The sequence below is a fragment of the Citreicoccus inhibens genome (genome assembly GCF_019039035.1).
GTDB classification, from domain to species: domain Bacteria; phylum Myxococcota; class Myxococcia; order Myxococcales; family Myxococcaceae; genus Citreicoccus; species Citreicoccus inhibens.
In genome coordinates this window covers 37,734-61,404 of sequence record NZ_JAHNZT010000009.1, presented here as the reverse complement: position 1 = coordinate 61,404, position 23,671 = coordinate 37,734, and the positions used below count along the sequence as shown (strand labels likewise).

The 23,671-nt window shown below is 70.9% G+C and carries 20 protein-coding genes; 11 read left to right on the top strand and 9 right to left on the bottom strand.

Going from position 1 to position 23,671, the window contains the following annotated elements:
- Positions 1 to 121: 121 nt before the first annotated feature.
- Positions 122 to 790: an outer membrane protein gene (locus tag KRR26_RS13775; protein ID WP_120210926.1), complete on the top strand. Its 669-nt coding sequence runs from the start codon at positions 122 to 124 to the stop codon at positions 788 to 790.
- Positions 791 to 843: 53 nt separating this feature from the next.
- Here KRR26_RS13775 and KRR26_RS13770 read toward each other — a convergent pair whose 3' ends face one another.
- Positions 844 to 1,395 (bottom strand): DUF2267 domain-containing protein, encoded by a 552-nt coding sequence (locus tag KRR26_RS13770; RefSeq protein WP_321202815.1) that lies wholly within the window; start codon positions 1,393 to 1,395, stop codon positions 844 to 846.
- 352 nt (positions 1,396 to 1,747) lie between these two features.
- Between KRR26_RS13770 and KRR26_RS13765 the strand changes: the two genes are divergently transcribed.
- Together KRR26_RS13765 and KRR26_RS13760 are read left to right on the top strand one after the other, a co-directional pair.
- Positions 1,748 to 2,158, top strand: coding sequence for a hypothetical protein (locus tag KRR26_RS13765; RefSeq protein ID WP_120210876.1), 411 nt, complete (start codon positions 1,748 to 1,750; stop codon positions 2,156 to 2,158).
- Between the two features lie 182 nt (positions 2,159 to 2,340).
- Entirely contained in the window at positions 2,341 to 3,528 is a 1,188-nt protein-coding gene (locus KRR26_RS13760; protein WP_120210877.1) for a cytochrome-c peroxidase, read from the top strand.
- Positions 3,529 to 3,538: 10 nt separating this feature from the next.
- Here the strand turns inward: KRR26_RS13760 and KRR26_RS13755 are convergent, their stop codons facing one another.
- From KRR26_RS13755 to KRR26_RS13745, 3 genes are all read right to left on the bottom strand, one after another.
- Positions 3,539 to 4,975 carry a M24 family metallopeptidase gene (locus KRR26_RS13755; protein WP_120210878.1) on the bottom strand — a complete coding sequence of 479 codons (1,437 nt, stop codon included), beginning with the start codon at positions 4,973 to 4,975 and terminating at the stop codon, positions 3,539 to 3,541.
- A gap of 340 nt (positions 4,976 to 5,315) precedes the next feature.
- Entirely contained in the window at positions 5,316 to 6,533 is a 1,218-nt protein-coding gene (locus KRR26_RS13750) for a Kelch repeat-containing protein (RefSeq protein WP_217080023.1), read from the bottom strand.
- 150 nt (positions 6,534 to 6,683) lie between these two features.
- Positions 6,684 to 7,001 carry a DUF2171 domain-containing protein gene (locus tag KRR26_RS13745; protein WP_120210880.1) on the bottom strand — a complete coding sequence of 106 codons (318 nt, stop codon included), beginning with the start codon at positions 6,999 to 7,001 and terminating at the stop codon, positions 6,684 to 6,686.
- 263 nt (positions 7,002 to 7,264) lie between these two features.
- On the opposite strand from KRR26_RS13745, the gene KRR26_RS13740 reads away from it, so the two are divergent.
- From KRR26_RS13740 to KRR26_RS13710, 7 genes are all read left to right on the top strand, one after another.
- The gene (locus tag KRR26_RS13740; protein WP_120210928.1) at positions 7,265 to 7,462 is read left to right on the top strand and encodes a hypothetical protein; all 198 of its coding nucleotides are present in this window, start codon (positions 7,265 to 7,267) and stop codon (positions 7,460 to 7,462) included.
- Between the two features lie 410 nt (positions 7,463 to 7,872).
- A complete protein-coding gene (locus KRR26_RS13735; RefSeq protein WP_120210881.1) occupies positions 7,873 to 8,922 on the top strand; it encodes an NAD(P)-dependent alcohol dehydrogenase in 1,050 nt (349 codons plus the stop codon).
- A 51-nt stretch (positions 8,923 to 8,973) separates the two neighbouring features.
- Complete coding sequence (locus KRR26_RS13730) at positions 8,974 to 9,900, top strand: LysR family transcriptional regulator (protein WP_217080022.1); 927 nt, start codon at positions 8,974 to 8,976, stop codon at positions 9,898 to 9,900.
- Positions 9,901 to 9,997: 97 nt separating this feature from the next.
- Positions 9,998 to 11,083: an ATP-binding protein gene (locus KRR26_RS13725; protein ID WP_120210883.1), complete on the top strand. Its 1,086-nt coding sequence runs from the start codon at positions 9,998 to 10,000 to the stop codon at positions 11,081 to 11,083.
- Positions 11,083 to 13,353, top strand: coding sequence for a DUF5682 family protein (locus KRR26_RS13720; RefSeq protein ID WP_217080021.1), 2,271 nt, complete (start codon positions 11,083 to 11,085; stop codon positions 13,351 to 13,353). Before KRR26_RS13725 ends, KRR26_RS13720 begins: the two co-directional genes overlap by 1 nt.
- A complete protein-coding gene (locus tag KRR26_RS13715) occupies positions 13,350 to 14,546 on the top strand; it encodes a VWA domain-containing protein (RefSeq protein ID WP_217080020.1) in 1,197 nt (398 codons plus the stop codon). The genes KRR26_RS13720 and KRR26_RS13715 overlap by 4 nt, the downstream gene beginning before the upstream one ends.
- Positions 14,539 to 17,445 (top strand): HEAT repeat domain-containing protein, encoded by a 2,907-nt coding sequence (locus KRR26_RS13710; RefSeq protein WP_217080019.1) that lies wholly within the window; start codon positions 14,539 to 14,541, stop codon positions 17,443 to 17,445. The genes KRR26_RS13715 and KRR26_RS13710 overlap by 8 nt, the downstream gene beginning before the upstream one ends.
- A gap of 17 nt (positions 17,446 to 17,462) precedes the next feature.
- Here the strand turns inward: KRR26_RS13710 and KRR26_RS13705 are convergent, their stop codons facing one another.
- The 5 genes from KRR26_RS13705 to KRR26_RS13685 all read right to left on the bottom strand — a co-directional run bounded on the left by KRR26_RS13705 (position 17,463) and on the right by KRR26_RS13685 (position 21,179).
- On the bottom strand, positions 17,463 to 17,747 hold the full coding sequence (locus tag KRR26_RS13705; protein ID WP_120210887.1) for a DUF427 domain-containing protein: 285 nt from the start codon (positions 17,745 to 17,747) through the stop codon (positions 17,463 to 17,465).
- 122 nt (positions 17,748 to 17,869) lie between these two features.
- On the bottom strand, positions 17,870 to 18,349 hold the full coding sequence (locus KRR26_RS13700; RefSeq protein ID WP_217080018.1) for a hypothetical protein: 480 nt from the start codon (positions 18,347 to 18,349) through the stop codon (positions 17,870 to 17,872).
- A gap of 73 nt (positions 18,350 to 18,422) precedes the next feature.
- Positions 18,423 to 19,523, bottom strand: a complete 1,101-nt coding sequence (locus KRR26_RS13695; protein ID WP_120210889.1) for a phosphotransferase family protein — start codon at positions 19,521 to 19,523, stop codon at positions 18,423 to 18,425.
- A gap of 67 nt (positions 19,524 to 19,590) precedes the next feature.
- Entirely contained in the window at positions 19,591 to 20,298 is a 708-nt protein-coding gene (locus KRR26_RS13690) for a histidine phosphatase family protein (protein ID WP_217080017.1), read from the bottom strand.
- Positions 20,299 to 20,351: 53 nt separating this feature from the next.
- A complete protein-coding gene (locus tag KRR26_RS13685; protein WP_217080016.1) occupies positions 20,352 to 21,179 on the bottom strand; it encodes an alpha/beta fold hydrolase in 828 nt (275 codons plus the stop codon).
- Positions 21,180 to 21,592: 413 nt separating this feature from the next.
- Between KRR26_RS13685 and KRR26_RS13680 the strand changes: the two genes are divergently transcribed.
- The gene (locus tag KRR26_RS13680) at positions 21,593 to 23,596 is read left to right on the top strand and encodes a HEAT repeat domain-containing protein (protein ID WP_328707123.1); all 2,004 of its coding nucleotides are present in this window, start codon (positions 21,593 to 21,595) and stop codon (positions 23,594 to 23,596) included.
- Positions 23,597 to 23,671: the final 75 nt, after the last annotated feature.

The following is a 23,671-nucleotide window of genomic DNA, read 5'->3' as shown; positions in this document are numbered from 1 at the left end:
CGGTGCGCCCAGCGCGTGCCCACCGGGTGAACGAGGAAGGCCCTTCCGGCCCATCCCGTTGCCCTTGAGTCGCGTGCACTCCACGTTGCGCTTCGAACGAACGAAAGGAGTCCGGGACATCATGAGGACCATCATTCGCGTGGGCGCATGCGCGGCGGCGCTGGGAGCGAGCGTGGCGCTGGCCGAGGACGACTACCGGTCGACGCGCCAGACGTACACCTCCACCGAGACGGTCACCGTCAAACGCGAGAGCAAGCAGGCGAGCACGGGCCTCTATGCCCTCATCGGCGGCGGCATGGAGGGCTACACGGGCAAGCTCGCGCCCGAGCTGCAACCCGGCGCCTCATATGGAGCGGTGGTGGGCTACCGGCCGGTGCCCATGCTCGGGCTGGAGCTGGGCTACAGCGGCGGCCTCTCGGACATCGACACCCGGGGCCGCACGCACGGCGGCATCACGGACGGGCCGGACATCGTGCGCAACGGCGGGCAGGCGGCGCTGGTGGCGGACCTCACCGACACGCGGCTCCAGCCCTACGTGCTGGGCGGCATCGGCTTCGAGCACTTCAACATCCGCAACGACGTCCAGGGCGCGCAGCTGGGCTTCAAGGACGACACGAGCGCGTACGCGCCGGTGGGCGTGGGCCTGCGCTACCAGATGGGCAAGGTGTTCACCGCGGACGCGCGCGTGAACTACGACTTCCTCCTGGGCCAGGACTTCGCGCCCACCCCGGGCAACGACGCCGGCAGCGGGCGCTACCAGGCCACGCTGTCCCTGGGCGGCACGTACTGACGGCTCGAGCGGCGCCCGGGGCCCCAACGCGAGCCCCGAGGCGCCGCGTCCGCTTACGACGGCCGGTCAATCCCCAGCCGCGCCGCCGCCCACGTCCCCGCCAGCCAGCGCGGCAGCTGCCCTTCAATCTTCCGGGCCTCCGCCTCCGTGATTTGCGTCTGGAGCGCGGCGAAGACGCCGTGGAGCACGAGCCGCACGTTCTCCGGCTCGGCGTTCAGGTGGTTGGCCACGTGCAGGTAGAAGTCATCCCGGTCCATCCGGCCCGCGTCCGCGCCCGGCTGGCGCTCGCAGCCCTCCATCAACGAGCGGGAATCCTCGGGGAGCTGCTGGCGGATCTGCGCCACCAGCCCCTCTGGCAACAACGCCGACAGCCCGCAGCACACCGCCTCCGAGGCCTGCTCCGGCTCGTAGTCCGGGAGCTGCTCGCGCACCTTCGCCAGGAAGGATGGGCGGTCCGTCCCCACGCCCAGCCCCGACCACGACAGCGTCTCGTCCTGCCTCTGCATCGACATGAGCGTCTCCTCTCCCTGCCCCTTCACCGTGGGCGCGGGCGCAGCCGACGGCAGCAGGCAGGCGAGCAGCGTCACGGTCGCATGTCGGGGCACGCGGGCGATCGGGCTCGCCCTCTCAAGCCACCCCTGTCGCGCGACCTGACAGGCATTCCCAGAGGCGGGACGAATGTTCATCTTTGGGAATGGATGGATTTGTCCCGAGAGTGGGTATGTCTGTCATTGATTCGACGCATCAACCGCGCTCATCCCCGAGACCTCCGGTCCCTCTCTGTCCCGACGCGGAGTGCGGTCTCGCCCGGGATTCCCTGCCAGTTCCCCATTCCGGGGCGCATCACCAACGTGGAATGAATTCCCGAAGCAATTGTATGTGGCGCGCGACGTAGGTTGCCTGGACGGCAGCCCGCCGCCACCACTCACTTTTCTCTTCTTCTGAAAGAAGGACTCCATGTCTCGCATTGCTGTTGCCGCACTGATTCTGGCCGCCACGGGTTGCGCCACCACGGGGAGCGTTGGCGGGCCGGGCGGCACGTCCACGGTCAGCGGCGTGGTCTCGCTGCCGAAGGGCGGCCTGCAGGGCAACCCGTGCGACAGCGTTCGCGTGGTCGTCTCCTCCGACGCGGCTCCGGGCGCGGCCCTGGGCAACGGGATGATCAAGCTGACCCAACGCGGTGACCGCTGCCAGTACACCGTGTCGGGCCTGCCGCACGAGACGGACCTGAAGATCGACCTGGTCGTGGGCGCGGACGTCAAGTGCACCAACGGCACGGCCCCCACCGCCACCCCGGGCGAGGCCCCGCTGAAGATGCAGAAGTACCAGACGGCGCTTCGCGACTTCCAGCTCACCTGCGCGTCCTGATTCGGCGCGTGGCGGGCCCGTAGTCCCCACCCTCGCGCCGCCTGTCTTCGGGTTGGCGCGGGTGGGGTCGGCGGGGAATTCCGGATTGCATCACTGGGGTGGGGGCGGCAAGCTCGCTCGGTGGCTCGTTCCCGGGGCGCAGCGGCCGGCACGGGGGGCCATGGACGAAGGAACCCCCGGCGATGAGAGCATTCTCTGTGCGTAGCAAGGCCCTCGCCTTGGCCCTGACGGGGCTGTTGGGCGTGGCGTGCGAGTCCGAAGCCCCCTTCCCTTCCGAGGACGAGCTCGACGACCTGCGGAACCTGTCGCCGCTGGGCAGCACCCCGCTGCCGCGCGATGCCACCAACCGGATAGAGGGCAACCCCGAGGCCTTCCGGGTGGGCAACCGGCTGTTCCATGACCCCGGGCTGTCGCGCTGCAAGACGGTGTCGTGCCAGAGCTGTCACGATGGCGAGGGCCGCACCGTGGACACGCCCACCGCCGAGGGCTGCGACGGTCAGCGGACGGTGCGCAACCCGCCCACCATCATCAACGCGGGCTTCAACACCTGGTACATGTGGGACGGCCGCGCGGACGAGCTGTGGTCCCAGGCCGTGCTCCCGCTGACGAACCCGGTGGAGATGAACTCCAACGCCGACATCGTGCGCACGCACCTGGATGGCGACGCGGACTACCGGCAGAGCTACCAGAAGTTCTTCAACCGAGCGCCGGCGGACGAGTCCGACGGCAACCGCCTGCTGGCCAACGTGGGCAAGATGCTGGCCGCCTACGAGGCCGGGGTGAACCGCACGGCGGCGCCCTTCGACGAGGACGTGAAGCGCTTCCTCGCGGCGGTGGAGGCCGGCACCCAGACGAAGGACCCCGCGTACCTGGGCCTCAAGACGTTCCTCCGCAAGGGCCAGTGCATCCTGTGTCACAAGGGCGCCACGCTCAGCGACAACGGCGCGTTCCACAACCTGGGCCTGCGCGACGACGCGGCGGAGAGCCAGCGCGGGCGCGGCGCGGTGGCGGACGGGCTGCTGGACTGGACCTTCAACGCCGCGGGCCCCTACAGCGACGCCCCCGATGGCGAAGACGCCAAGCGGCTCCAGCGGCTGCGCACGGACCTGGTGACGAAGCGCGAGGAGCTGGAGGGCGCCTTCCGCACACCGACGCTGCGCAACGTGGCGCTGACGGCGCCGTACATGCACAACGGCTCGCTGCGCACGCTGGAGGACGTCGTGGACTTCTACGACAAGGGCGGCGACCCCGAGGGCACCTTCCCGGGGAAGCGCTCCGAGTCCATCAAGAAGCTGGGGCTGGACTCGGAGGAGAAGCAGGCCCTGGTGGGCCTGCTCCGGTCACTCACGGGCGCGGCGCCTCCGCAGTAAGGCGCGGCGGTTAGCGCACCAGGTGGAAGCGCGTCTGGCGCTGCCACGCCCAGCGCAGGGTGCCGGACGCATCCACGGTGACGTCCTCCTCCTGCGCCGAGCGCACCTGCTGCCCGCCCCACTCCGGCACGGGGCTGGTGGCCTGCAACTCGATGGAGAACCACTGGTTGGGGATGACGGTGTGGTCGCCGTTGCCGGGCACCCCCTCCTGCCGGTCCCACAGGCCAATCATGGGCCCGGCGCCGTGGCCGTGCAGGCCAATGGGGTGTGAGTACACGGTGCCGTCGATGCCCTCGGCCTTCATCCGCTCACGCGAGGCGCGGAGGATGTCGTTGCCGGTGCGGCCAGGGCGCAGCTCCGCGGTGACGATGTCCTGGAGCCGATTGGAGCGCTGGAGCGCGGCCTTGAGGCCCTCGGGCGCGTCCTGCTCGCCCTCGCGCAGCACGTAGCCCATGTGCTGGGTGTCCGTGTTGAGGCGCAGCGCGGTGATGCCGAAGTCGCAGTGCAGCACGTCGCCGCGCTGGATGACGGGGTTCTCCCCCACCTGCTCCTCGGTGGCGCCCTGGCGCTGCACGTCCACGTCCGGCTGGAACCACGTGTCCAGGCCCAGGTCGCCCAGGCGCTGGCGCATCCACCACTGGACGTCCTGCGTGCGCGTGACGCCGGGGGTGATGACCTGGCTGGAGAAGGCCGTCTCGATGACGTTCCACGCGAGCTTCGTCAGGTCCTCGTAGAAGCGCGCCTCGTCCGCGCTCCGCCACGCGATGACGTCCACGGGCAGGTTGCCCGCGGGCTTGAAGCGCTTCATCCAGGCCGGCCCGAGCGCCTCGGCCATGCCCTCGTACTCGCCATGGGAGAGGCCGTCCGCGAAGGCGAAGGTGCGCGACACGTTGATGGCGACGGACTTCGGCTGGCGCTCCTCCAGCACCTGCTTGAGGACCTGCCACTGCTCGGGGCCCCACAGCTCGGCGGCCCGCGTGGCGCCGCCTCGGTCCACCTGCTGCTGCGCGCGGTGCGGCTCGTACACCCCGCCCTGCGAGCCTCCGCCCAGGGCCAGCCGCTCCACGCCCTTCTCCGGGCCGCGGTCGAAGAACACGTAGATGGTGCGGCGGCGCGCGGCGAAGGTAGTGGGCGACACCAGCGCCTTGAAGACGGGGTCCTCGTTGTACTCGCGCATGGGCACGACCCACATCTGCACGCCGTACTTGCGCATCAGCTCGGGCACCGCGACGGTGAGGCGCTCGCGCAGCCAGCCCTGCTGACGCTCGGCCTGTTCGCGCAGCGTTCCGAAGGGCCGCTCCACGGCGGCGCTCGCGACGGGCGACGGCGCGGCCGGGGTGACCGTTGGCGCGGGTGAAGCAACGGCCGGCGACGCAGCCGAGTTCGCGGTGGCGCAGGCGGTGGAACAGACGAGCGGAAGGAAGAGGAACCGTTTCCAAGTGCGCATGGCGCGCAGTCTGGCACGCGAGGACTTCTCATGCCGCCGCGATGCGATGGCCTCGGACCCGTTTCGCTCCCTCGGCTGGCCACCATTCCCGGAAACTCGGCGCGATGCGCGGACTTCGCGCCGAATCCGAGGCCTCAGGGGCAACGGGCCGCGTCGCGCCAGCCCCGGAGCATGGGCACCAGCGTGATGCGATGCGCGCTCGCTGCTGAGCACGACGAACCGCTTCGCACCAACACGCAGCACGAGTGCCAGCGCGAGTTAGCCACGCGCGCGCCGGGCCGCTGCGCTCCGGCACCTTGCACCGATGACGGAGCGCAGCGACACGCGACCTCCACGCGCGCTACGGGCCCGTGCGCTCCGGCACCGTGCACGGGCCGCAGTCGAGCACGCGCCCGCAGCCGTCCGCCATCGCGCCGCATGCGCCCGCTCGCGTCGCGCATGTGGCGGGCACGCAGCTGTCCGGAACGTAGGCCTCGCTCAACGCGAGCGTTCCCAGCTCGTTCCAGCCCCCCGCCAGCACCACGGTCTCATCCGGCAGCAACAGCGCGGTGGCGCCCTCGCGCGCGTCGTGCAGCGCGGGCGAGGGGGACCACGTGTCCGTCGTCGGCTCAAAGCGCTCCACCGACGCGAGCGCTCCCGTCGTGTAGTGCTCCCCACCCATCACCAGCACCGCGCCCTCGGACGTCACCACCGCGGCGTGGTTCTCACGCGGCACCGTGGGCGAGGGCAACAGCGTCCACGCGCCCGTCACCGGAGAGAACACCTCCGCCGTCTCCGCCGCGCGCTGCGTGACGCCGCCCACCACGAGCACGCGCCCGTCCGGCAGCAACGTCACCGTGTGCCCCAAGCGATGCGTGCCAGCCGCGCCGCCCACCAGGCCCGCCTTCTCCCAGTGACCCGTGGTCGCGTCGTACAGCTCCGACTGGAGACCACTCGCGAAGAGCGCTCGACCATCTCCCAGCAGCACGGCCGTCCGTGCGCCACCTCGCGCGAACGCAGGCGGCTCGGCTGGAGACCACGTGCCCGTCATCGGCTCAAACAACTCCGCCGAGCGCAGCACACGGCGATCCACATCCGTGCCTCCCGCCACCAGCACGCGCCCATCCGCCAGCAGGACCACCGCCGGGTCATTGCGCGGCTCGCGCATGGGCGCCACTTCCGTCCACGTCCCCGTAGAAGGCGTGAAGACCTCCGCGCTCGCGAGCGCGCCCATCGCCAGACCGTTGGTGCCCCCCACCACCAGCACGCGCCCGTCCCCAAGTCGCACCGTCGCGTGATTGCGCCGCCCCGTGTGCAGCGCGCCCGTGGCGTGCCACTCGCCGGTCTCGGGGTCGAACACCTCGCACGCCGTCAGCGTGCGATGCCCGTCATGGCCTCCCGCCGCCAACACGCGCCCATCCTCCAACAGGACGAAGGGCAGCAACCGCCGCGGCGTGAGCAACGCGCCAGGCACGCCAGAAAGCTCCGACGCCCCCGTGTCCGCGCGAGGACCGGAGCTGCAAGAGAAGACCACCGTGAAGAGCGCCACCGTGACGCAAGAAGCCGAAAGCCGTCGCATGTCCCCCACCTGGACGTCGGGTCGAAGGAGGAGGTCTAACCTGACGGTCTGACATGCCTTGCGGCCTTTACCTGAATGATTTCAGACGGTTGTCCAGCCCAGCAGGTTGGAATTTCCGCCCTTCCCGGCGAGGAGCGCGCGACGCGTCACTCAGGAGGGTGAGGCAATCCCAGGCGTCTCGTTGCTCGGCTCCGAGTCCAGGCCACGGCTGTTGCGCGGGGGCAAGGCGCCGCCGTCGTCGTCGATCTCCAAGGTGAGCAAGGGATGGTCCGCCTGCTTCAGGAAGACCTCGTGCCCCCGCACCATGTCCACGTCGCCGTACTCGATGAGGTAGTCGCGACGCGGAATGGGCACCAGGTGCTTCTCCAGCTCGAAGTGGGTGTCGCCCACGCCCACGACGTGCCCCACTTTGTGTCCATCCGCCGCGCGCACCGTCATGCCCTCGCGCACGCTTCCCTGCTTGACCATCGGGAGCCTCCTTGGAGTGGCCGGGGCATCGGGGATTCGTTCACGCCCCTGGATTCAAGGTGGAGACGCGGACGCGTCCGCGCGGGAAGGGGGCGGGCACGCGGTGCGGCGGATGCTCCCCGATGGAAGCGGCGCGCGGCGCATTCCCGCTCGACGGCAGGAGGCGGAGGGGGCGCCTGGAGCGACCCGTGGCCCCGTCCCGGGCGGCCCGCACGCGGACTCTCGAGAGCGGGTGCCTAACCTTGGAGAAGGAGGGCTCCGCCATGTTGCTGGAACTGTCGGACGAGGACGCGCGCGAGCTGAGGCAGGCCCTGGACGCGGCGCTGCGACTGCTGCTGGAGGAGATCGCCCACGCGGAGCAGCACGCCTACCGAGACATGCTGCGCGAGCGCTACGAACGCCTGGACCAGGTGAACCGGCGCGTGGCCATGGCCACCGAGAGCGCGGAAATCTACGCGTGAGGCGAGCCTCGAACGCGCGAGCGTGTCGAGCGACTCGCGTCCGATGCCGGGCACCCACGACAGCAAGTCGTACCGGGCGACGCCCGCCTGGGTGAACGGCTCCCCGTCGCGGATGCGGTCGAGCGTGGCATGCGCGTCCGCGTCCGGAGCGCGCAGCAGCAGCGCGCCCAGGTACGCGCGATGCCACTCCACGTGGGGCAACATCTCTTCGAGCGGACGGCGATAGCGAACGATGGCGAGCGCGCGCATGCCCGCGTCTTGCTCAGCCGAGCCCACGCCGACAACGCGCGTCGGGCCGCCTCGGGGGTCGTGAAGTTTTCCTACACGGGCCATGCAGACTCCTCGTGTTTCCCGAACGAGGGTCTCGGGCCATATCTGGGCACCTCGACAGCACCGACGGAGACCTGACCATGAAGACCCCTGCTTACGCGGCCGCCACGCCCCATGCGCCCCTGGCCCCCACCACCATCGAGCGCCGCGAGCCCGGCCCTCACGACGTGGTGTTCGACGTCCTGTACTGCGGCATCTGCCACTCCGACATCCACCAGGCCCGCGACGAGTGGGGGGGCGGCCTCTTCCCCATGGTCCCCGGCCACGAAATCGTCGGCCGCGTGCTGCGCGTGGGCTCGGGCGTCACGAAGTTCAAGGTGGGAGACCTGGTGGGCGTGGGCTGCACGGTGGACTCGTGCCGGACGTGCTCGCAGTGCCGCGACGGCGCGGAGCAGTTCTGCGAGCAGGGCACCGCGTTCACGTACAACGGCACGGAGATGGACCGGAAGACGCCCACCTACGGCGGCTACTCGGCGCGGATGGTCGTCACCGAGCACTTCGTGGTGCGCATCCCCGAGGGAATCGAGCCGTCCCGCGCCGCGCCGCTGCTGTGCGCGGGCATCACCACGTACTCACCGCTGCGCCAGTGGAACTGCAAGCCGGGAGACCGCGTGGGCGTGGTGGGCCTGGGCGGACTGGGGCACATGGCGGTGAAGCTCGCGGCCGCCATGGGCGCCGAGGTGACGCTGCTCAGCACGTCCACCCGCAAGGAGGCCGACGCGCGCCGCATGGGGGCCCAGGGCTTCGCGCTCACGACGGACCCCACCACGTTCGAGCGGCTGTCCGGCCACTTCGACCTCATCATCGACACCGTCTCGGCGGAGCATGACTACAACGCGTACCTGGGCATGCTGCGCCCGCGCGGCACCATGGTGCTGGTGGGCGCGCCCCCGACGCCGACGCCCGTGAGCGCGTTCTCGCTCATCACCGGGAACAAGCGGCTGGTGGGCTCGATGATTGGCGGCATCGCGGAGACGCAGGAGATGCTCGACTTCTGCGCCGCCCGAGGCATCGCGTCCGACGTCGAGCTCATCCCCATCCAGGACGTCAACGCGGCCTACGAGCGAATGATGAAGGGCGACGTGCGCTACCGCTTCGTCATCGACATGGCCAGCCTGCCGAAGGAGTGACGGGGTTCCCGACTGGCGTGAGCGGAGCGGGGCCGATAGGACAGTGACACGATGGCCACCACTCCGCTCAACGCGCTGAATGCCTTCCTCGCGGTCGCGCGCCGACGCAGCTTCGCGGCGGCCGCGGCGGACCTGGCCCTCTCCCCGTCCGCGCTCAGCCAGGCCGTGCGCCAGCTGGAGGCGCGGCTGGGCGTCACCTTGCTGACGCGCACCTCGCGCAGCGTGGCCCTCACGGACGCGGGACACCGGCTGCTGGAGGACGCGGGGCCCGCGGTGAACCAGGCGATGGAGGCGCTCAAGCGGGTCACCGCGCGGCCGGGCGAGGTGACGGGCCGCGTGCGACTCACCGTGCCCACCATGGCCGTGCCGGTGTTCCTCGCGCCGCTGCTGCCGGTGTTCCTCGCGCGCCACCCGAAGGTCGAGGTGCATGTGCGCGCCGAGAACCGCATGGTGGACATCGTCGAGGAGGAGCTGGACGCGGGCATCCGACTGAGCGAGGCCATCGAGCGGGACATGGTGCAGCTTCGCCTGTCGACGGAGCGCCGGTTCCTCGTGGTGGGCGCGCCGGCGTACCTGGCGCGCCGCGGGACGCCCCAGAAGCCCGAGGACCTCCTGAAACACGATTGCATCTGCATCCAGTCAGAAACCTCCGGCGCCCGCTATGCGTGGGAGCTGGAGCGCGGCCGCCGGAACTGGCGCGTGCCGGTGACGGGGCCGGTGACGACCAACGACAGCGCGTTGATGATGACGCTGGCGGAGGCGGGCATGGGGCTGGCGTACGCGTTCGAGCCGCTGGTGGAGACCCAGCTCGCGCGTGGCGCGCTGCGCGCGGTCCTGGAGCCGTACGCCCCCGTCGTCCCCGGGTTGTTCCTCTACTTCCCCAGCCGTGCGCGCATGTCCCCGGCCCTGCGAGCCTTCGCGGACGTGGCGCGCGAGTTCTCCGGGCTCTCGTCGCGCTCGGGCAACAAGACCTCCTGAGTCACCCTGGCTTCACCCCGGGCATTCGGAGCGCGGCCCCACTCCTGGGGCCCCCCTGCATTGCGGGACGTCAGACGCCCTGGATAGCGTGCGCTGGATGCCGGACATCCGCCTGCCTGCCGAGACCAAGTACAAGACCGAGCTGGACGCACTCGCGGCGCATGACAGCCGCCCCCGCCCACCAGGTTGGAGGTTATCGCCTCGCGCGGTGGAGACCTACATCCTGGGCAGTGACACGCCCGTGGGCGGCGTGAAGATTTCTCCCAAGTACGTAGGCGACCGGAGCCTCGTGCAGGTGTGCATCGCCACGCTCGCCTCGGACCGGGCGCTGATGCTGGTGGGCGAGCCAGGCACCGCGAAGAGCTGGCTGTCCGAGCACCTGTGCGCCGCCATCAGCGGCACGTCCTCGCTCATCATCCAGGGCACCGCGGGCACCAGCGAGGACCACATCAAGTACGCGTGGAACTACGCGCTGCTGCTGTCGCTCGGCCCCACGCCCGAAGCCCTGGTGCCCTCCCCCATCCTGCGCGCCATGCGGGCCGGCCAGTTCGCCCGCTTCGAGGAAGTGACGCGCACGTCGTCGGAGATTCAGGACGCGCTCATCTCGCTCCTGTCGGAGAAGCAGGTGTCCATCCCGGAGCTGGGCCGGGTGGAGAGCGCGCAGCGGGGGTTCAACCTCGTCGCCACGGCGAACACGCGGGACCGAGGCGTCAACGAGATGAGCGCCGCGCTCAAGCGCCGCTTCAACTTCGTCACCGTGCCCGTGGTGGAGGACCTGGAGCAGGAGCTGCGCATCGTCACGATGCGCGAGGCGGAGCTGCGCTCGGAATATGCGACGGGCGTGCCCCCCTCCGAGGAGCTGTCTCGGGTGCTGCTGACCCTCTTCCAAGAGCTGCGCCGAGGCGTGACGCTGGATGGAAGGACGCGCGTGCGCCCCCCAGAGACCGTGCTGTCCACGTCCGAGGCCATCAGCGTGCTGTTCAACAGCGCCATCCTCGCGGAGCAGTTCGGCACGGGCGAGGTGACGTCTCAAGAGCTGGCCGCGTCGCTGCTGGGCGCCGTGTCGAAGGAGCGCAAGGAGGACGAGCAGGCCCTGCGCGATTACATGGAGACCGTGGCGAAGGTCCGCACCGGGCCGTGGAAGAGCCTGTACGCCGAGAGCAAGAAGCTGCTGAGGCGCTGATGGACCTGACGCCCCTGACCCAGATGCACCTGTTCCCGGTGCGTCACCACTCGCCCCGCACCACGGCGGTGCTCTCCCGCTGGCTGGAGCAGGTGCGGCCGGACGTGGTGCTCGTGGAGGGGCCGTGCGATGCCACGGCGCTGGTGGAGGTGCTGTGCGACGCGCGGACGGTGCCACCGGTGGCCCTGCTCGGATACCGCACGGACGGGACGCAGGGCTCGGCGATGTGGCCCTTCGCGGCGTACTCGCCCGAGTACCAGGCCCTGCGCTGGGCCCGGGAGCACGGCGCCCGAGCGGAGTTCATCGACCTGCCCGTGGGCGTGACCCTCACGGTGAAGCGCACACCCGAGTCCTCCTCCGCGCCCGCGTCGGGGCCGTCTCCGGTGGAGGCCATCGCGCGGGCGCGGGGCTACCGCTCGTTCGAGGAGTTCTGGGAGGCCGACTTCGAGGCCCCCGACTGGCGCCCCGAGCAATTCCGCGCCGTGCTGCTCGCCTGGGCTGCCGTGCTCAACATGCAGCCGCGCGACGAGGTCCACCGTCAGCGCGACGCCTTCATGGCGCGGCGGCTGCTGGAGGTGGTGGCCTCGGGCGTGGCGCCCTCTCGCGTGGCGGTGGTGGCGGGCGCGGCCCACGTCGCGGCCTTCGCCGCGGGGGACGTGGACCTCGCGCTGGCGCAGCGCCTGCCGCCCGCGGTGCCCAGCACGGTGACGGTGATTCCGTACAGCTTCCCTCGGCTGTCGGAGCAGCTCGGCTACGGCGCGGGCAATCGCGCGCCCCGCTTCTACCAGCGGGCCCACGACGCCCAGGGGGACTTCCGGCGCGCCACCTTGGAGGTGCTGCTGGAGTTCGCGGCGAGCCTGCGCGGCCGGGGCTTCACCGCGTCGCTCGACGACGTGCTGGAGTCCTACCGGCTGGCGATGACGCTGGCGAGCCTCCGGGACAAGCAGGCACCGGGCCTGGACGAGCTGCGCGAGGCGACGGTGGCCACGCTGTGCCGGGGCGACGCGAGCCACGCGGACGCGTTCCTCTGGAAGAGCGTCATCGGGCATCAGGTGGGACAGGTGTCGAGCCGCGCCGGCCGGAACCCGCTCCAGCAAGAGTTCTGGCACGAGGTGGACTCCCGCTGGCTGCCGCGGATGGACCGCCCCGAGCCCTTCTCATTGCAACTCAACAACGCGTTGGAGGTGGGGACGTCCGTGTTCCTCCACCGCCTGCGCGTGATGGGCGTCCCCTACGCGACGCATGTGGGCAGCACCCACGACAAGCGCAACGAGGAGCAAGCGGCGGGCGGCATCACCGCGCTGGGCCGCGTGCGCGAGTCCTGGAAGGCGCGGTGGACGCCGGCCACCGACGCGGCGCTGGTGGAGAAGCTGGCGCTGGGCATCACGCTGGAGGGCGTGACGACGCGCGTGCTCCAGGCGCGGCTGGACGCGGCGAAGACGACGGGCGCGGCGGCGGAGATCCTGTTGGAGTCCGTCCTCACGGGCTGCTCCCGGACCGTGGACGCGGCCTTGCGCGCGGTGGACTCGCACGCGGCCATGGACGAGGACCTGTGCTCGCTGGCGTCCGCGGCGCGGGCGCTGTTCGGCCTGATGGCGTATGGCTCATCGCGGACGCGCTCCGAGCTGGGGGATGACGCCGTGGCCGCCCTGGGCCAGCGGACGTTCACCCAGGCGCTGCTGCGCGTGCGCGAGGCGTGCGGCAGCCCGGCCCATGACGTCTTCCTGGTCTCGAACGCGCTGCGCACACTGCACGAGGCCGCGCTGTCGCAGCCGCTGGCGGACAAGGAGGGCTGGCTCGCCGAGGCCCGGGGGCTGATGGCCTCCACCGAGGTGAACCCGACGTTCTCGGGCCTGGCGATGGGCCTGCTCTACCTGGCGCGAGAGCTGCCCGAGGACGCGGTGGCCCTGGCGTTGGAGCGACGGCTGTCGCGCGCGGTGGCCCCCGGGGCGTCCGCGCTCTTCCTGGAGGGCTATCTCCAGGTGAACGCGCTCGCGCTGGTGAGGAACCGCGAGGTGGTGAGGACGCTGGATGTCTTCCTGCGCGGCCTGCGCGCCGAGCACTTCATCCAGGCTCTTCCCATGCTGCGTCGAGCATTCGGAGCCTTGAGCGATGCGGAGCGGCGCCACCTCCTCCAGCATGTGACGGCGCTGGCGCAGAGCAACGAGGCCGCGAGCCCGCCCAAGCTCGACGCGAAGGAGCAGGCGGCGATGCGCGACCTGAACGCGGACCTGGGCAAGATGCTCGATGACCTGGATGGACTGCTATGAGCGCGCAAGACCGCGACGCGCTTACGCGCTGGCGGCTCGTGCTGGGGCCCGAGGCCGAGAAGACGGGCCTCATCCCCTCGCTGGAATCCCTGGCGCCGAGCGGGGTGTCACTGGGCCTGGACAGCGAGGAGCAGCTGCCCCTGTTGGATGGGATGCTCTCGTACGTCTACGGACCTCGGACGGGCGACCTGTCCAAATCCCAGCCGTACATGCCCGACTGGCTGGCCGCGATGCGCCGCTTCTTCCAGGGAGAGACGCTCGCGCTGGTCCAGCAGGAGGTCATCGCACGGCGAGGGCTGGCGCCACTCCTCCAGGATCCGGAGTCCCTTCCCCTGCTCGAGCCGAACCTCGAGTTGGTGAAGGCGATCCTCGCCTCGCGGGACCTCGTCCCGGACGAGGCCAAGGCGCGCGCGCGCGCCATCGTCCGCGACGTGGTGACGGCGCTGCGAAAGCAGCTCGAAGCCACGATGCGCACGACGGTGCTGGGGGCGCTGCGGCGCGCCAACACGAGCCCGGCGCCCCTGGCGCGCAACCTCGACTGGAAGCGCACCTTGCGCGCGAACCTGAAGGGCTGGGACGCAAAGCACCAGCGGCTGGTGCCCGAGCGCATCTACTTCTGGCCCAACCAGCGACAGCGCCACGAATGGGACGTGACGCTGGTGGTGGACCAGTCCGGCTCCATGGCGGAGAGCGTGGTGTACAGCGCGGTGATGGCGGCCATCTTCGCGTCGCTGAACGCGCTGAACACGAGCTTGGTCCTCTTCGACACCCAGGTGCTGGACATGACCAGGCACCTGACCGACCCGCTGGAGGTGCTCTTCTCCACGCAGCTCGGTGGCGGCACGGACATCCACCAGGCAGTGGCCTACGCGCACGAGAACCACGTGCGCCGGCCGGAGAAGACGCTGTTCCTGCTCATCTCGGACCTGTGCGAGGGCGGCGACGAGGAGGCCCTGGTCGCGCGGATGCGCCAGTTGGTGGAGTCCCGGGCGCGCGTGGTGTGTCTGCTGGCGTTGTCCGACGCGGGCGCGCCCGCCTACAACACCGACATGGCGCGCCGGCTCACCGCGCTGGGAATCCCCTGCTTCGGGTGCCCCCCTCGCAAGCTGGCGGAGGTGATGGACCGGGTGCTGCGCAATCAAGACCTGACGCCGCTCATGGCGTCCATCGAGTCCGGGGTGACGCTTGGCTGAGGTACGACGCATCACGGGGGGAGTCGCGGGGCTGTCGGCGTTCATCAAGGATGGCAGCGAGCTGGCGAAGGGCATGGCGCTGGTCGACAGCGAGCACCTGTCAGAGCTGGCCTGCCACGAGAACCAACTCCTCGGGCGGGCGCGCGGCTCGGGCTCGGCGAAGTATCAAGTCACCGTGACCTTCGGCGAGGACGCGACGGACGTGTCGGGAGCGTGCTCGTGTCCGGCGGCGCGCTCGCGGCCCTTCTGCAAGCACGCGGCGGGGCTGCTCGTCGCCTGGTCCCGGATGCCGGAGGCGTTCGCCACCGCGACGGCGCCCGCGCCTTCCGCCGACGTGCCCGCGAACAAGCGCGACGTGAAGAAGGGCGCGCCGGACTCGGCGGAGCTGCGCCAGGCGGGCGTGGAGCAGGTGCTCACGCTGGTGAAGGAGCTGAGCTTGTCGGGCGTGGCGGCCATGGGCAGGGAGCGCCCAGGACAAGTGGGCGAGGTGGCCACCGCCCTGCGGGCCAACGGCCTGCCTCGGATGGCCGAGCAGGCCGAGGCGTTGTCGAAATGCCTGGAGACCATCTCCGCGAGCAGGGGCCCGGTCTTCGAGCCCACGGAGTACACCGAGCAGCTCGTCCACATGCAGCTCGCGGCGCGCAAGCTCCAGAAGCATCTGGGCGGCGACCCGATGGAGGACGCCCTCGTCGAGGCGCTCATCGACCAGGAGTGGACGAACGCGGAGCCGGCGCCAGTCTCCGGGCTGCGCCTGCTGGGGTACGGGTTCCAGTATTGCCCCCGCGAGGAAAACTCCGACACCTACCGCTACGAGATGCGCTACGTGGACGTGGACTCGGGGAGGCACTACCGCGAGCGGCTGCGCATCCCGTCCGATGAGCAGCCGAGGCCGTCCGACGAAGGCCAGGTGCTCCACCAGGCGATGGGAAGCCAGTACCCGGGCTTCGCACCCCACCGCGTGGAGGTGAAGTCGCGCACGCGGCAAGCCGCGGAGCATGTGGACCTGAAGGCGCTGCTGGCGGTGGCGCATCCGAACGTGGCCTCGGCGGTGGCGGCCTTCATCCAACAGAGCCAGCGCCTGTTCACGCCCCACGCGCTGCCCGTGGTGGTCCGCGCGGAGGCGCTGCGCATTGGCAAGGGCCGAGCGCACCTGGTGGACGCGGACGGACAGGCGCTGTTCCTCCCCACCCACGCGAAGTTGGAGGAGTTCCTGCACGTCGCGCTGGAGAGCGTGACACTCCGGGCGGTGCTCGGGAACGTGCGGATGAGCGAGGCGCTGCCCACGCTTCAGCCCATGGCCCTGGTGGTGGAGACGGCGGACGCGCTGGAGTTCGTCCTCTTCCAGAATGGGGGCATCCTGGAGCCCAGCACGCTGTCCCGCACCGAGCGGGCGGACGCGGCGCGGGAGGCGGGCGCGTCCGACGCGGCGCTCGCCTTGATTGAGACGCGCGACACGCTCGCCGACCTGTTCTCCCACGGCCTCGCCGCGCTGGAGCCTCGCGAGGTGGCGCCGCTGGCCGCGCGGCTGAAGGCGCTGGGCCTGGAGAAACCGGGGGCGTTGCTGGAGGCCCTGGCCGGGCGCCCCGAGTCACAGGAGCGCCTGGACGACTTCATGAAGGTGTTCCAGGTGGTGAGCCTCGCGGTGACGCGGCTCTCCGCCCAGGTGCAGGTCGCGCCGATGGCGCTCGCCCCCGTGGCCACGCGGCCCAGCCTCTGGGCGTATGAGCCGGAGACCCTGCTGTCACCCAAGAAGCGCTGGCTGAAACAAGCGCGGCAAGAGTTGTCCCCGCACCATGCCGCGGCGCAGGAGGCCTGGTCCGTCGTCCGGCTGGATGCGGAAGCCCTGCTGCGCGGCTACTACCCCCTGTGGAGCGACGCCGTGGCGAGCCGGCGGATCCCCGAGCTGCTCGCGCCGCACGGGGAGCGGGCGCTCCAGGCCGCCCGAGGCGCGCTGGCCCCCGAGCACAGCCGATTGGTGCGCCATACGGGCCTGCGCGTGCTGGGTGCCCTGGGTGGACCGGAGGCTCGGCGTGAGTTGGAGGCCGTGAAGGAGCGGGAAGCGGACTTCTATTTGAAGCAGTTCGCGGCCACGACGCTCCAGGACCTGCTCGCTCGCGCGGCCGGCGACGCGGAGGTGGCGCGACTGAAGCGCCAGCGCCGGGACGCGGCCGCGGACCTGAGCGCGGTGACGCGCATGCAGCCCGTGGAGCCATGGGCGCTGGTGCGCAATCCCGACTACCCGTTCCCTGGCCCCACGGAAAATGAGCGCCAGCGGGCGATGCATCAACTGGCGGAGCAGAACAACCCCGAGGTGATGCCAGCGCTTCGCCAGGCAGTGCGGAGGGCCAGCTCCCTGGATACGGACACCTCCATGATGCTCGCGCTACTGAATGACGGCACGGGCTGCTGGCGCCTCCTCTCTCGCGCGCTCTTCGCCGTCCCGACTCCTGGCGTGGCGGCCCACCCGGGGACCTATGGCGTGAGCGTGCTGGGAGACATCCACTGCGCCGCGCTGGTGGCGGACGCGTGTCTGGAGGGCAAGCCACCGGACCGGCTCGCGGAGGCGTGGAGCATGTTCAATCTGGCGGGGCTCCACGTCCTGATGGACCTGGCGGAGTACCGCCCCGAGGCCCTGGAGCGAAAGTCCCTGCGCGAGCACATGAAGCCGGCCGTGTTCATGGAGCAGTTCAAGCCGGAGGTCATCGCCCGTGAGTTCCTGGCGCGGCTCGAGCCGATTCAGCAGGAGTCGGACTTCGCGGATCGCGCGGCGGGGCTGCTCTGGCTGGCGAAGCGGATTCCGCTCGCGGCGAAGCAGATCGCCGAGCAGGTCCTCCGCCTTCCCGCCGTGACGAGCCACCCCGCGCTGCACAGACAGGCGCAGGAGCTGCGCGGGGCTTGAGTCAGCCCTCGCTTGAGTCAGCCCTCGATGGAGACGCCGCGCCAGAAGGCCACGTAGTCCTTGATGTTGGCGGCGGCGGACGTGGGTGCGGGATAGAACCAGGCAGCGTCCTTGTTGCGCTGCCCGTTCACCACGACGTCGAAGTAGCTCGCCGTGCCCTTCCAGGCGCAGTTCGTCTGCGTCTGGCTCGCCTGGAAGTGCTCGCGGCGGATGGCGTGCGGCGGGAAGTACCAGTTGCCTTCCACCTTCTCGCACTCGTCACTCTCCGCGAGGACGACGCCGTTCCACTTCGCGACGGGCATAGCGACTCCTTGCGCGGGCTTCAGGCCCGCCGCGCCGACTTAAGACATGGACGTCCGAGGAGCGCAGCCCGCGCGCTCCCCAGACGTCCACCACTCCACGAATGCCCTTCCGGGCACCCGGCCTACTTGCAGTTCGCCGGCTCGTTGCAGGAGTACGTCATGGAGAGCGACTGGCGGAAGCCATCCGTGCGGTTCGGGCCCACCGGCGTGCACTCATCCGAAGTCTCGACGCGGTTGCAGGACCCCGCCGGGCACTTCGCGAGAATCGCCGCATTCAGCAGCGACAGGGCATGCTGGAAGGCCAGTCCGCACGTGGCCGCCTGAGCAGACTTCGTGGTCGTGTAGCGCGCGGTGCCGCAGGTACACGCGGGCGGACAGTAGGTGCGCGCGCCGTCACACTCCACCCAGCCACCGTTGTCCGCGCCGGACGTGCACACGCCGCTCACGGACGAGCACGTCACGCTCACCCCGCTCGCGCAGGCCTGGGTCACGTCACAGGACAGCGCGGACTCGGACGTGCCGAGCGCCGCCGCGTCCTCGCCCTCCACGCCGCCCGCGCACGCGGACAGCGCCAGGACCATGACCGCCAACACACTTCGCATCGCACCGCTCTTCAGTGGGTTCATCCCCTGAAGACTAGAACTCGCTGCGAAACGATCCAACCCGGATATTTACCTACAGGCTGGCGGGGGGCTTCACGCCGCCGCTCTCGATGGCCTTGGCAGCCAGTCGCCCCAGCACGGCGACGGCGAAGATGAGGCCCGCGAAGCGCTCGTCCTTCGTGTAACCGCGCTTGAAGCGCGCGTAGATTTGCTGGGCAATCACCGCGACCTTGAACAGCGCGAGCACGAAGTAGAACGAGAGGTGGTGCACCTGTCGGCCGCTCTTCTCTTCGTAGCGCGCCACCAGCTCCTCGCGGCTGAGGTTGCCGGGCTGGGACGTCAGGCCGATGCCCAACGAGCGCAGCTCCTCGGGGTCATTGGGCTCAATCCAATACGCCAGCGCCATGCCCAGGTCCGACAGCGGATCCGCCACCGTGGCCATCTCCCAATCGAGCACCGCGCGGATGCGCGAGAGGTCGTCGGGGTCCAGCACGAGGTTGTCGTATTTGTAGTCGTTGTGGATGAACGTGGCGCCCGCGCCCGTGTCCGGCGGCAGGTTCGCCGCGAGCCACGTCGCCACCTCCTCCATCTCCGGCAGGTCGTCCGTCTTCGACTTCTGGTAGCGCTCGGTCCAGCCCTGCACCTGCCGGCCCAGGTAGCCCTCGGGCTTGCCGAGCGAGGCCAGCCCGGAGGCCTGGAGGTCCACCGCGTGCAGCGCCACGAGGTTGTCCACGAAGGACTCGGACAGGCGGCGGTAATCGGACTCGCCCAGGGACAGGCCCTTGGGTGGGCGGCCTCGGAGGATGACGCCGCGCACGCGCTCCATCACGTAGAAGGGCGCGCCGAGCGGTGAGCCGTCCTCGGGGCAGAACACCAGCGGCCTGGGTACGCGCGGGAACACCGGCATCAGGTGGGACAGGATGCGGAACTCGCGCTCCATGTCGTGGCCGGCCTTGATGTTCTTCGCGCCGAAGGGCGGACGGCGCAGGACCATTTCCCGCTCGCCCACGCGCAACAGGTACGTGAGGTTCGAGTGGCCACCGGGGAACTGCTCCACGACCAGCGGGCCGCTCAGCTCCGGCAGCTTCTCCTTGAGGAAGCGCTCCAGCCACGCCGCGTCCAGCTCCTCTCCCTGCCGCACCTCGCGCGTCTTGTCCTGCCATTCCGCCGTCATCGCCGCTGTCCTCCGTCCCGTGGCGCCGCGGCCACGTCTGGAATGGGTCGCCGCACGGGCCGCTGCGTCAGCGCAACGTGCGGGCCTCGCCCGTCAGATGAGACACGTCATTGAAGCCCTGGAGCGACAGCCGCTCCCCCGCGAAGAGGAAGTCCGTGCAGGACACGTTGCGCACGGACAGGCTCAGCGTGAAGACGCGCTCGCCCGTCGCGCCCAGGGACCAGCCCGTGGCCACCGCCGTGGGCCCCGCCGAGGTGAACGCCGCCACCGTGGCGCCACGTCCCGCCTCCCGCGCGATGCGCAGGAGCGCGCCCTCCACGCGCGCGACGAACTCGCCCCAGCGCTCCACCGAGGCGTGCGTCAGCTCGTCTCGCGCCCAGCCCAGGCCCAGCGGCTCCAAGAGGCGGAACGCCAATCGCTCGCCATCGTCGCCCTCGTCGCGCTGCTCCAACAGGGCGCGGATGCGCGCGTCGCGCTGGGCCAGCTCCGGCAGCAGCACGCGGAACAGGCGCTCCGCGGGGTACTCGTCCAGGCCGGGCAGCTCCACCGGCGTGGGGAAGGTCAGGCCCGCGTCGCGATACGCGGCGCCCACCGCGTCGCATGTCTGATGGTGACGCCGCGCGGGGCCCACGAAGACGTGGGTGAGCGCGCGGCGCGCGGCGGCCCAGCTCCGGCCGAGCTGCGCGGCCTGTTCGTGTCCCAAGGGGGACAAGCGGTCCCTGTCCTCCAGCGGGCCGGTCGTCTGCCCGTGGCGAACGATGGTGAGCTGGCTCACGCGACACCTCTCGTCATGCGCACGGGAGCGGGCCTATCACGTCCGAGCACCGCTCACACGGCCGACGCGCCCGCTCGCCCGCCCTGCTCGTCCAGGAAGGGCAGGAGCACCGCGTTCACCAGCGCGGGCTCCTCCACCGTGGACGAGTGTCCACCGCGCGGCAGTCGCACCAGGCGCGAGCCGGGGATGTCCGCGTGCAGGCGCTCGGCCTTCGCGGGCACGGTGGCCACGTCCTCCTCGCCCACGACGACCAGGGTGGGCACGCGGATGCGCGCCAGTTCGTCCAGCACGCCCGCGCGGTAGATGACCCCGTTGACGGCGCGCCAGATGTCGCGGCGATTGCCCACGAGCCGCGAGCGCCACAGCGCGCGGTCCGCCTCGCGCTCCGGCGCGGTGAGGAACGTGCGGCCGAACATGATGCGCATCACCACGCCAGCCACGGGCCGCAGGCCCACGAAGCGCGCGATGCGGTTGAGCCACTTGTAACGGGGCGCGTTCTCCGGCGGCTCGATGTCCGCGCTCGTCTCCAACAGCGTGAGCGAGCGCACGAGGTCCGGCCGGCGCGAGGCCAACCGCATCCCCACGAAGCCGCCCATGGACAGTCCGACGAAGTGGCAGGGCCCCACGCCGAGCTGCTCGATGAGCGCCACCGCGTCCGCGTACACGGTCTCCATGTCGATGACGTCCATGGCGGGCACCGCGCTCTGTCCCTGTCCGCGATGGTCGTAGGCGATGCAGCGATAGCGCGAGCGCAGCGCCTCCACCTGCGGATCAAACAGTCGTGTGCTCCACAGGAGGCCGTGGCTGAAGACGACGGGCTCGCCCCTGCCTCCGGTGTCCTCGTAATAGAGCGTGGTTCCGTTGACGGACAGCCTCGGCATGGTGAGTCCCCCGAGCGCCCCAGCCTAGCGCGGCGCGCACGGCGGGGGTCGAGCCCAGGGGACGGCAGTGCCAGAGTGGCCGGCGGTACGGGAAGGTGCCGGTGGACGACTGGCCGGAGTAGTACCTTCTGCGCTGGCTCACCTGGTGCCCGCGCGGGCTCGGCATCGTGCCCGCCAACCCCGGGAACGAGGGACGGCACCCACCTGGACGCCGTCCGGGAGCGCCTGCTCGCCGTCAAGGCCGCCGCGCTGGCAGGCCCGGCCACTGCTCAGGAATAACAGTAGAGACATGAATTAACGGGAGGGCGGCTTGTGCTGAAGCGGCGTCCGGGGGAGCATGGCGCCACCTCCGGATGCGCCCCTCTCGTCCTGTCCTGCTCTCCCTCGCGGCCCTCGTTGCAGTCGGGGCGGCCGTGGGAATCGTGACCTCGCAGCGCGCGTCCCCGTCCGCGCCGCCGCCCGCCGTGGCACCGCCCGCCGCGCCCGTCACGGCGGTCGTGCCGGACGCGGGGACGGTCACCGCCGCCGTCGCGCCGGACAAGCCGGGAGCGAGCGCGCTGCCCGCGGCGAACGCCTTCGCGGGCTCGGCCGTCTGCGCGGACTGCCACGAGGACGAGCACACCGCGTGGCACAAGGACTGGCACGCGCGCGCCCTGTCGCCCGCCACGAAGGAGTACGTGGTCGGCACCTTCGCCAACGCCCACTTCAAGGGCGAGTCGAGCGAGGCGTGGATGCACCGCGACAGCGCGCGGTACTGGATGCGCACGCAGGGCCGCGACGGACAGCTCGGCGAGTGGCCCGTGCAGTGGCTCGTGGGCGGCAAGCGCATGCAGGACCCCGTCACCGTGCTGAGCGACGGCCGCTGGCAGGTGCTGCCCATCTACTTCCACGTCACGGGCAAGGGCTCGTGGGTGGATTACTCGGAGGCCAAGCAGGGCGCGCTGACCCCGGACCACCCCTTCTTCTGGGCCAACTTCGCGCGCAGCGCCCAGCACGCGTGCCTGGACTGCCACGTCACCGGACTGGACGCGCGCTACGACCGCGCCAACCACGAGTGGAGCACGCAGTTCATCGACCCAGGCGTCGCCTGTGAGTCGTGCCATGGCCCCGGCGCGCGCCACGCGGAGACGCAGGACCCCACGGACATCGTCCAGCCGCGCAAGCTCGCCAAGGACGCGCAGCTCGCGGTGTGCACGCAGTGCCACGGGCCGCGCCGCACGCTCTTCCCCATGCTCGACGCGGCCCACCGCTTCCAGCCCGGCCAGCGCTACGAGGACCACTACCAGCCCATGGTGCTGATGGTGGGCGGAGAGCGCTCGGGGGACTTCTTCTCGGATGGCCGCCCCAGCACCTCCAGCTTCGAGTATCAGGCGCTCATCCAGTCGCGCTGCCACACCCAGGGCGGCGCCACCTGCCTGACGTGCCACACCGCGCCCCACGAGCCTCACGCGGCGGACGAGCTGAAGAAGCCCCAGGTCAAGGCGACCTCCGTGGGCGCGGCCACCTGCCAGGGCTGTCACGCGGACATCGTCGCGCAGGGCGCGAAGCACACGCACCACCAGGCCGCGGCCGCGCAGGACTGCATCGCGTGCCACATGCCGTCCGTCGTCTCGGGCGTGTTGGACAAGTTCGCGGACCACGCCATTGACGTGCCCGCGCCGCAGAACACCGCGCGCCACGACATCCCCAACGCGTGCGGCACCTGCCACGCCAAGCAGACGCCCGAGTCGCTGGGCCAGTCGCTGGCGAAGTGGTGGCCCCAGGCCGAGCAGCGCCAGCAGCGCCGCCTGCGCCTCGCTGACGCGTTCGACGAGAAGTCCGCCGCGGACAGCGCCCCCGCGCTGGAGGCGGTGCTGCGCGACACCTCGGAGGTGCCCACGCTGCGGGGCGCCGCCGCGGAGCTGCTCTCGCTCCGCTTCAAGAAGGCCGCCGTGCCCACCCTGCGCGCCGTGCTGAAGGACACCCAGGATGACCTCTTGCGCTGCAACCTCATCGACGGGCTGGCCAGCGTGGGCGCGAAGGAGGCCGCGGCGGACCTGCTGCCCTTCCTGAATGACCGCTCGCTGTGGGTGCGGCAGACGGCGGCCATCACCCTGGGCAGCTTCGGGGACGTGCGCGCCCTGCCCGCGCTCCAGGCGCTGGCGACGCAGCCCGAGACGAGCGGGCTGGTGCAGCCCCACGTCCTGCTCGGCCAGCTCGCCATCCGTCGGCGTGACGCGGCCACCGCCACGCGCGAGTTCGAGCGCGCGCTGGACCTCCAGCCGTACAACGCCGAGGTGCTGGTGCGCCTGGCGGACCTGTACGTCGTCCAGGGCAACCCCGCGCATGGCAAGGAGCTGCTGGAAGAGGCGCTGCGGTTCGATCCGCAGAGCCGCGGCGCCAGGCAGCGCCTGTCCATGCTCCAGTCGGGCCGCTGAGCCGGCTCCACGCGCGAGGCGCGCGCACCATTCACTGGTGAGCAGCCGCCCGCCTCGCTGTGTTGGCCAGCGCCA

Excerpts from the sequence above, each read along its gene's own strand:
- KRR26_RS13730 (WP_217080022.1), top strand. The coding sequence starts at position 8,974 with ATGGCCACCACTCCGCTCAACGCGCTGAATGCCTTCCTCGCGGTCGCG.
- KRR26_RS13685 (WP_217080016.1), bottom strand. The coding sequence starts at position 21,179 with ATGCCGAGGCTGTCCGTCAACGGAACCACGCTCTATTACGAGGACACC.
- KRR26_RS13715 (WP_217080020.1), top strand. The coding sequence starts at position 13,350 with ATGAGCGCGCAAGACCGCGACGCGCTTACGCGCTGGCGGCTCGTGCTG.
- KRR26_RS13700 (WP_217080018.1), bottom strand. The coding sequence starts at position 18,349 with ATGCGAAGTGTGTTGGCGGTCATGGTCCTGGCGCTGTCCGCGTGCGCG.
- KRR26_RS13725 (WP_120210883.1), top strand. The coding sequence starts at position 9,998 with ATGCCGGACATCCGCCTGCCTGCCGAGACCAAGTACAAGACCGAGCTG.
- KRR26_RS13740 (WP_120210928.1), top strand. The coding sequence starts at position 7,265 with ATGTTGCTGGAACTGTCGGACGAGGACGCGCGCGAGCTGAGGCAGGCC.
- KRR26_RS13755 (WP_120210878.1), bottom strand. The coding sequence starts at position 4,975 with ATGCGCACTTGGAAACGGTTCCTCTTCCTTCCGCTCGTCTGTTCCACC.
- KRR26_RS13705 (WP_120210887.1), bottom strand. The coding sequence starts at position 17,747 with ATGCCCGTCGCGAAGTGGAACGGCGTCGTCCTCGCGGAGAGTGACGAG.
- KRR26_RS13775 (WP_120210926.1), top strand. The coding sequence starts at position 122 with ATGAGGACCATCATTCGCGTGGGCGCATGCGCGGCGGCGCTGGGAGCG.
- KRR26_RS13750 (WP_217080023.1), bottom strand. The coding sequence starts at position 6,533 with ATGCGACGGCTTTCGGCTTCTTGCGTCACGGTGGCGCTCTTCACGGTG.
- KRR26_RS13720 (WP_217080021.1), top strand. The coding sequence starts at position 11,083 with ATGGACCTGACGCCCCTGACCCAGATGCACCTGTTCCCGGTGCGTCAC.
- KRR26_RS13735 (WP_120210881.1), top strand. The coding sequence starts at position 7,873 with ATGAAGACCCCTGCTTACGCGGCCGCCACGCCCCATGCGCCCCTGGCC.
- KRR26_RS13745 (WP_120210880.1), bottom strand. The coding sequence starts at position 7,001 with ATGGTCAAGCAGGGAAGCGTGCGCGAGGGCATGACGGTGCGCGCGGCG.
- KRR26_RS13695 (WP_120210889.1), bottom strand. The coding sequence starts at position 19,523 with ATGACGGCGGAATGGCAGGACAAGACGCGCGAGGTGCGGCAGGGAGAG.
- KRR26_RS13760 (WP_120210877.1), top strand. The coding sequence starts at position 2,341 with ATGAGAGCATTCTCTGTGCGTAGCAAGGCCCTCGCCTTGGCCCTGACG.
- KRR26_RS13765 (WP_120210876.1), top strand. The coding sequence starts at position 1,748 with ATGTCTCGCATTGCTGTTGCCGCACTGATTCTGGCCGCCACGGGTTGC.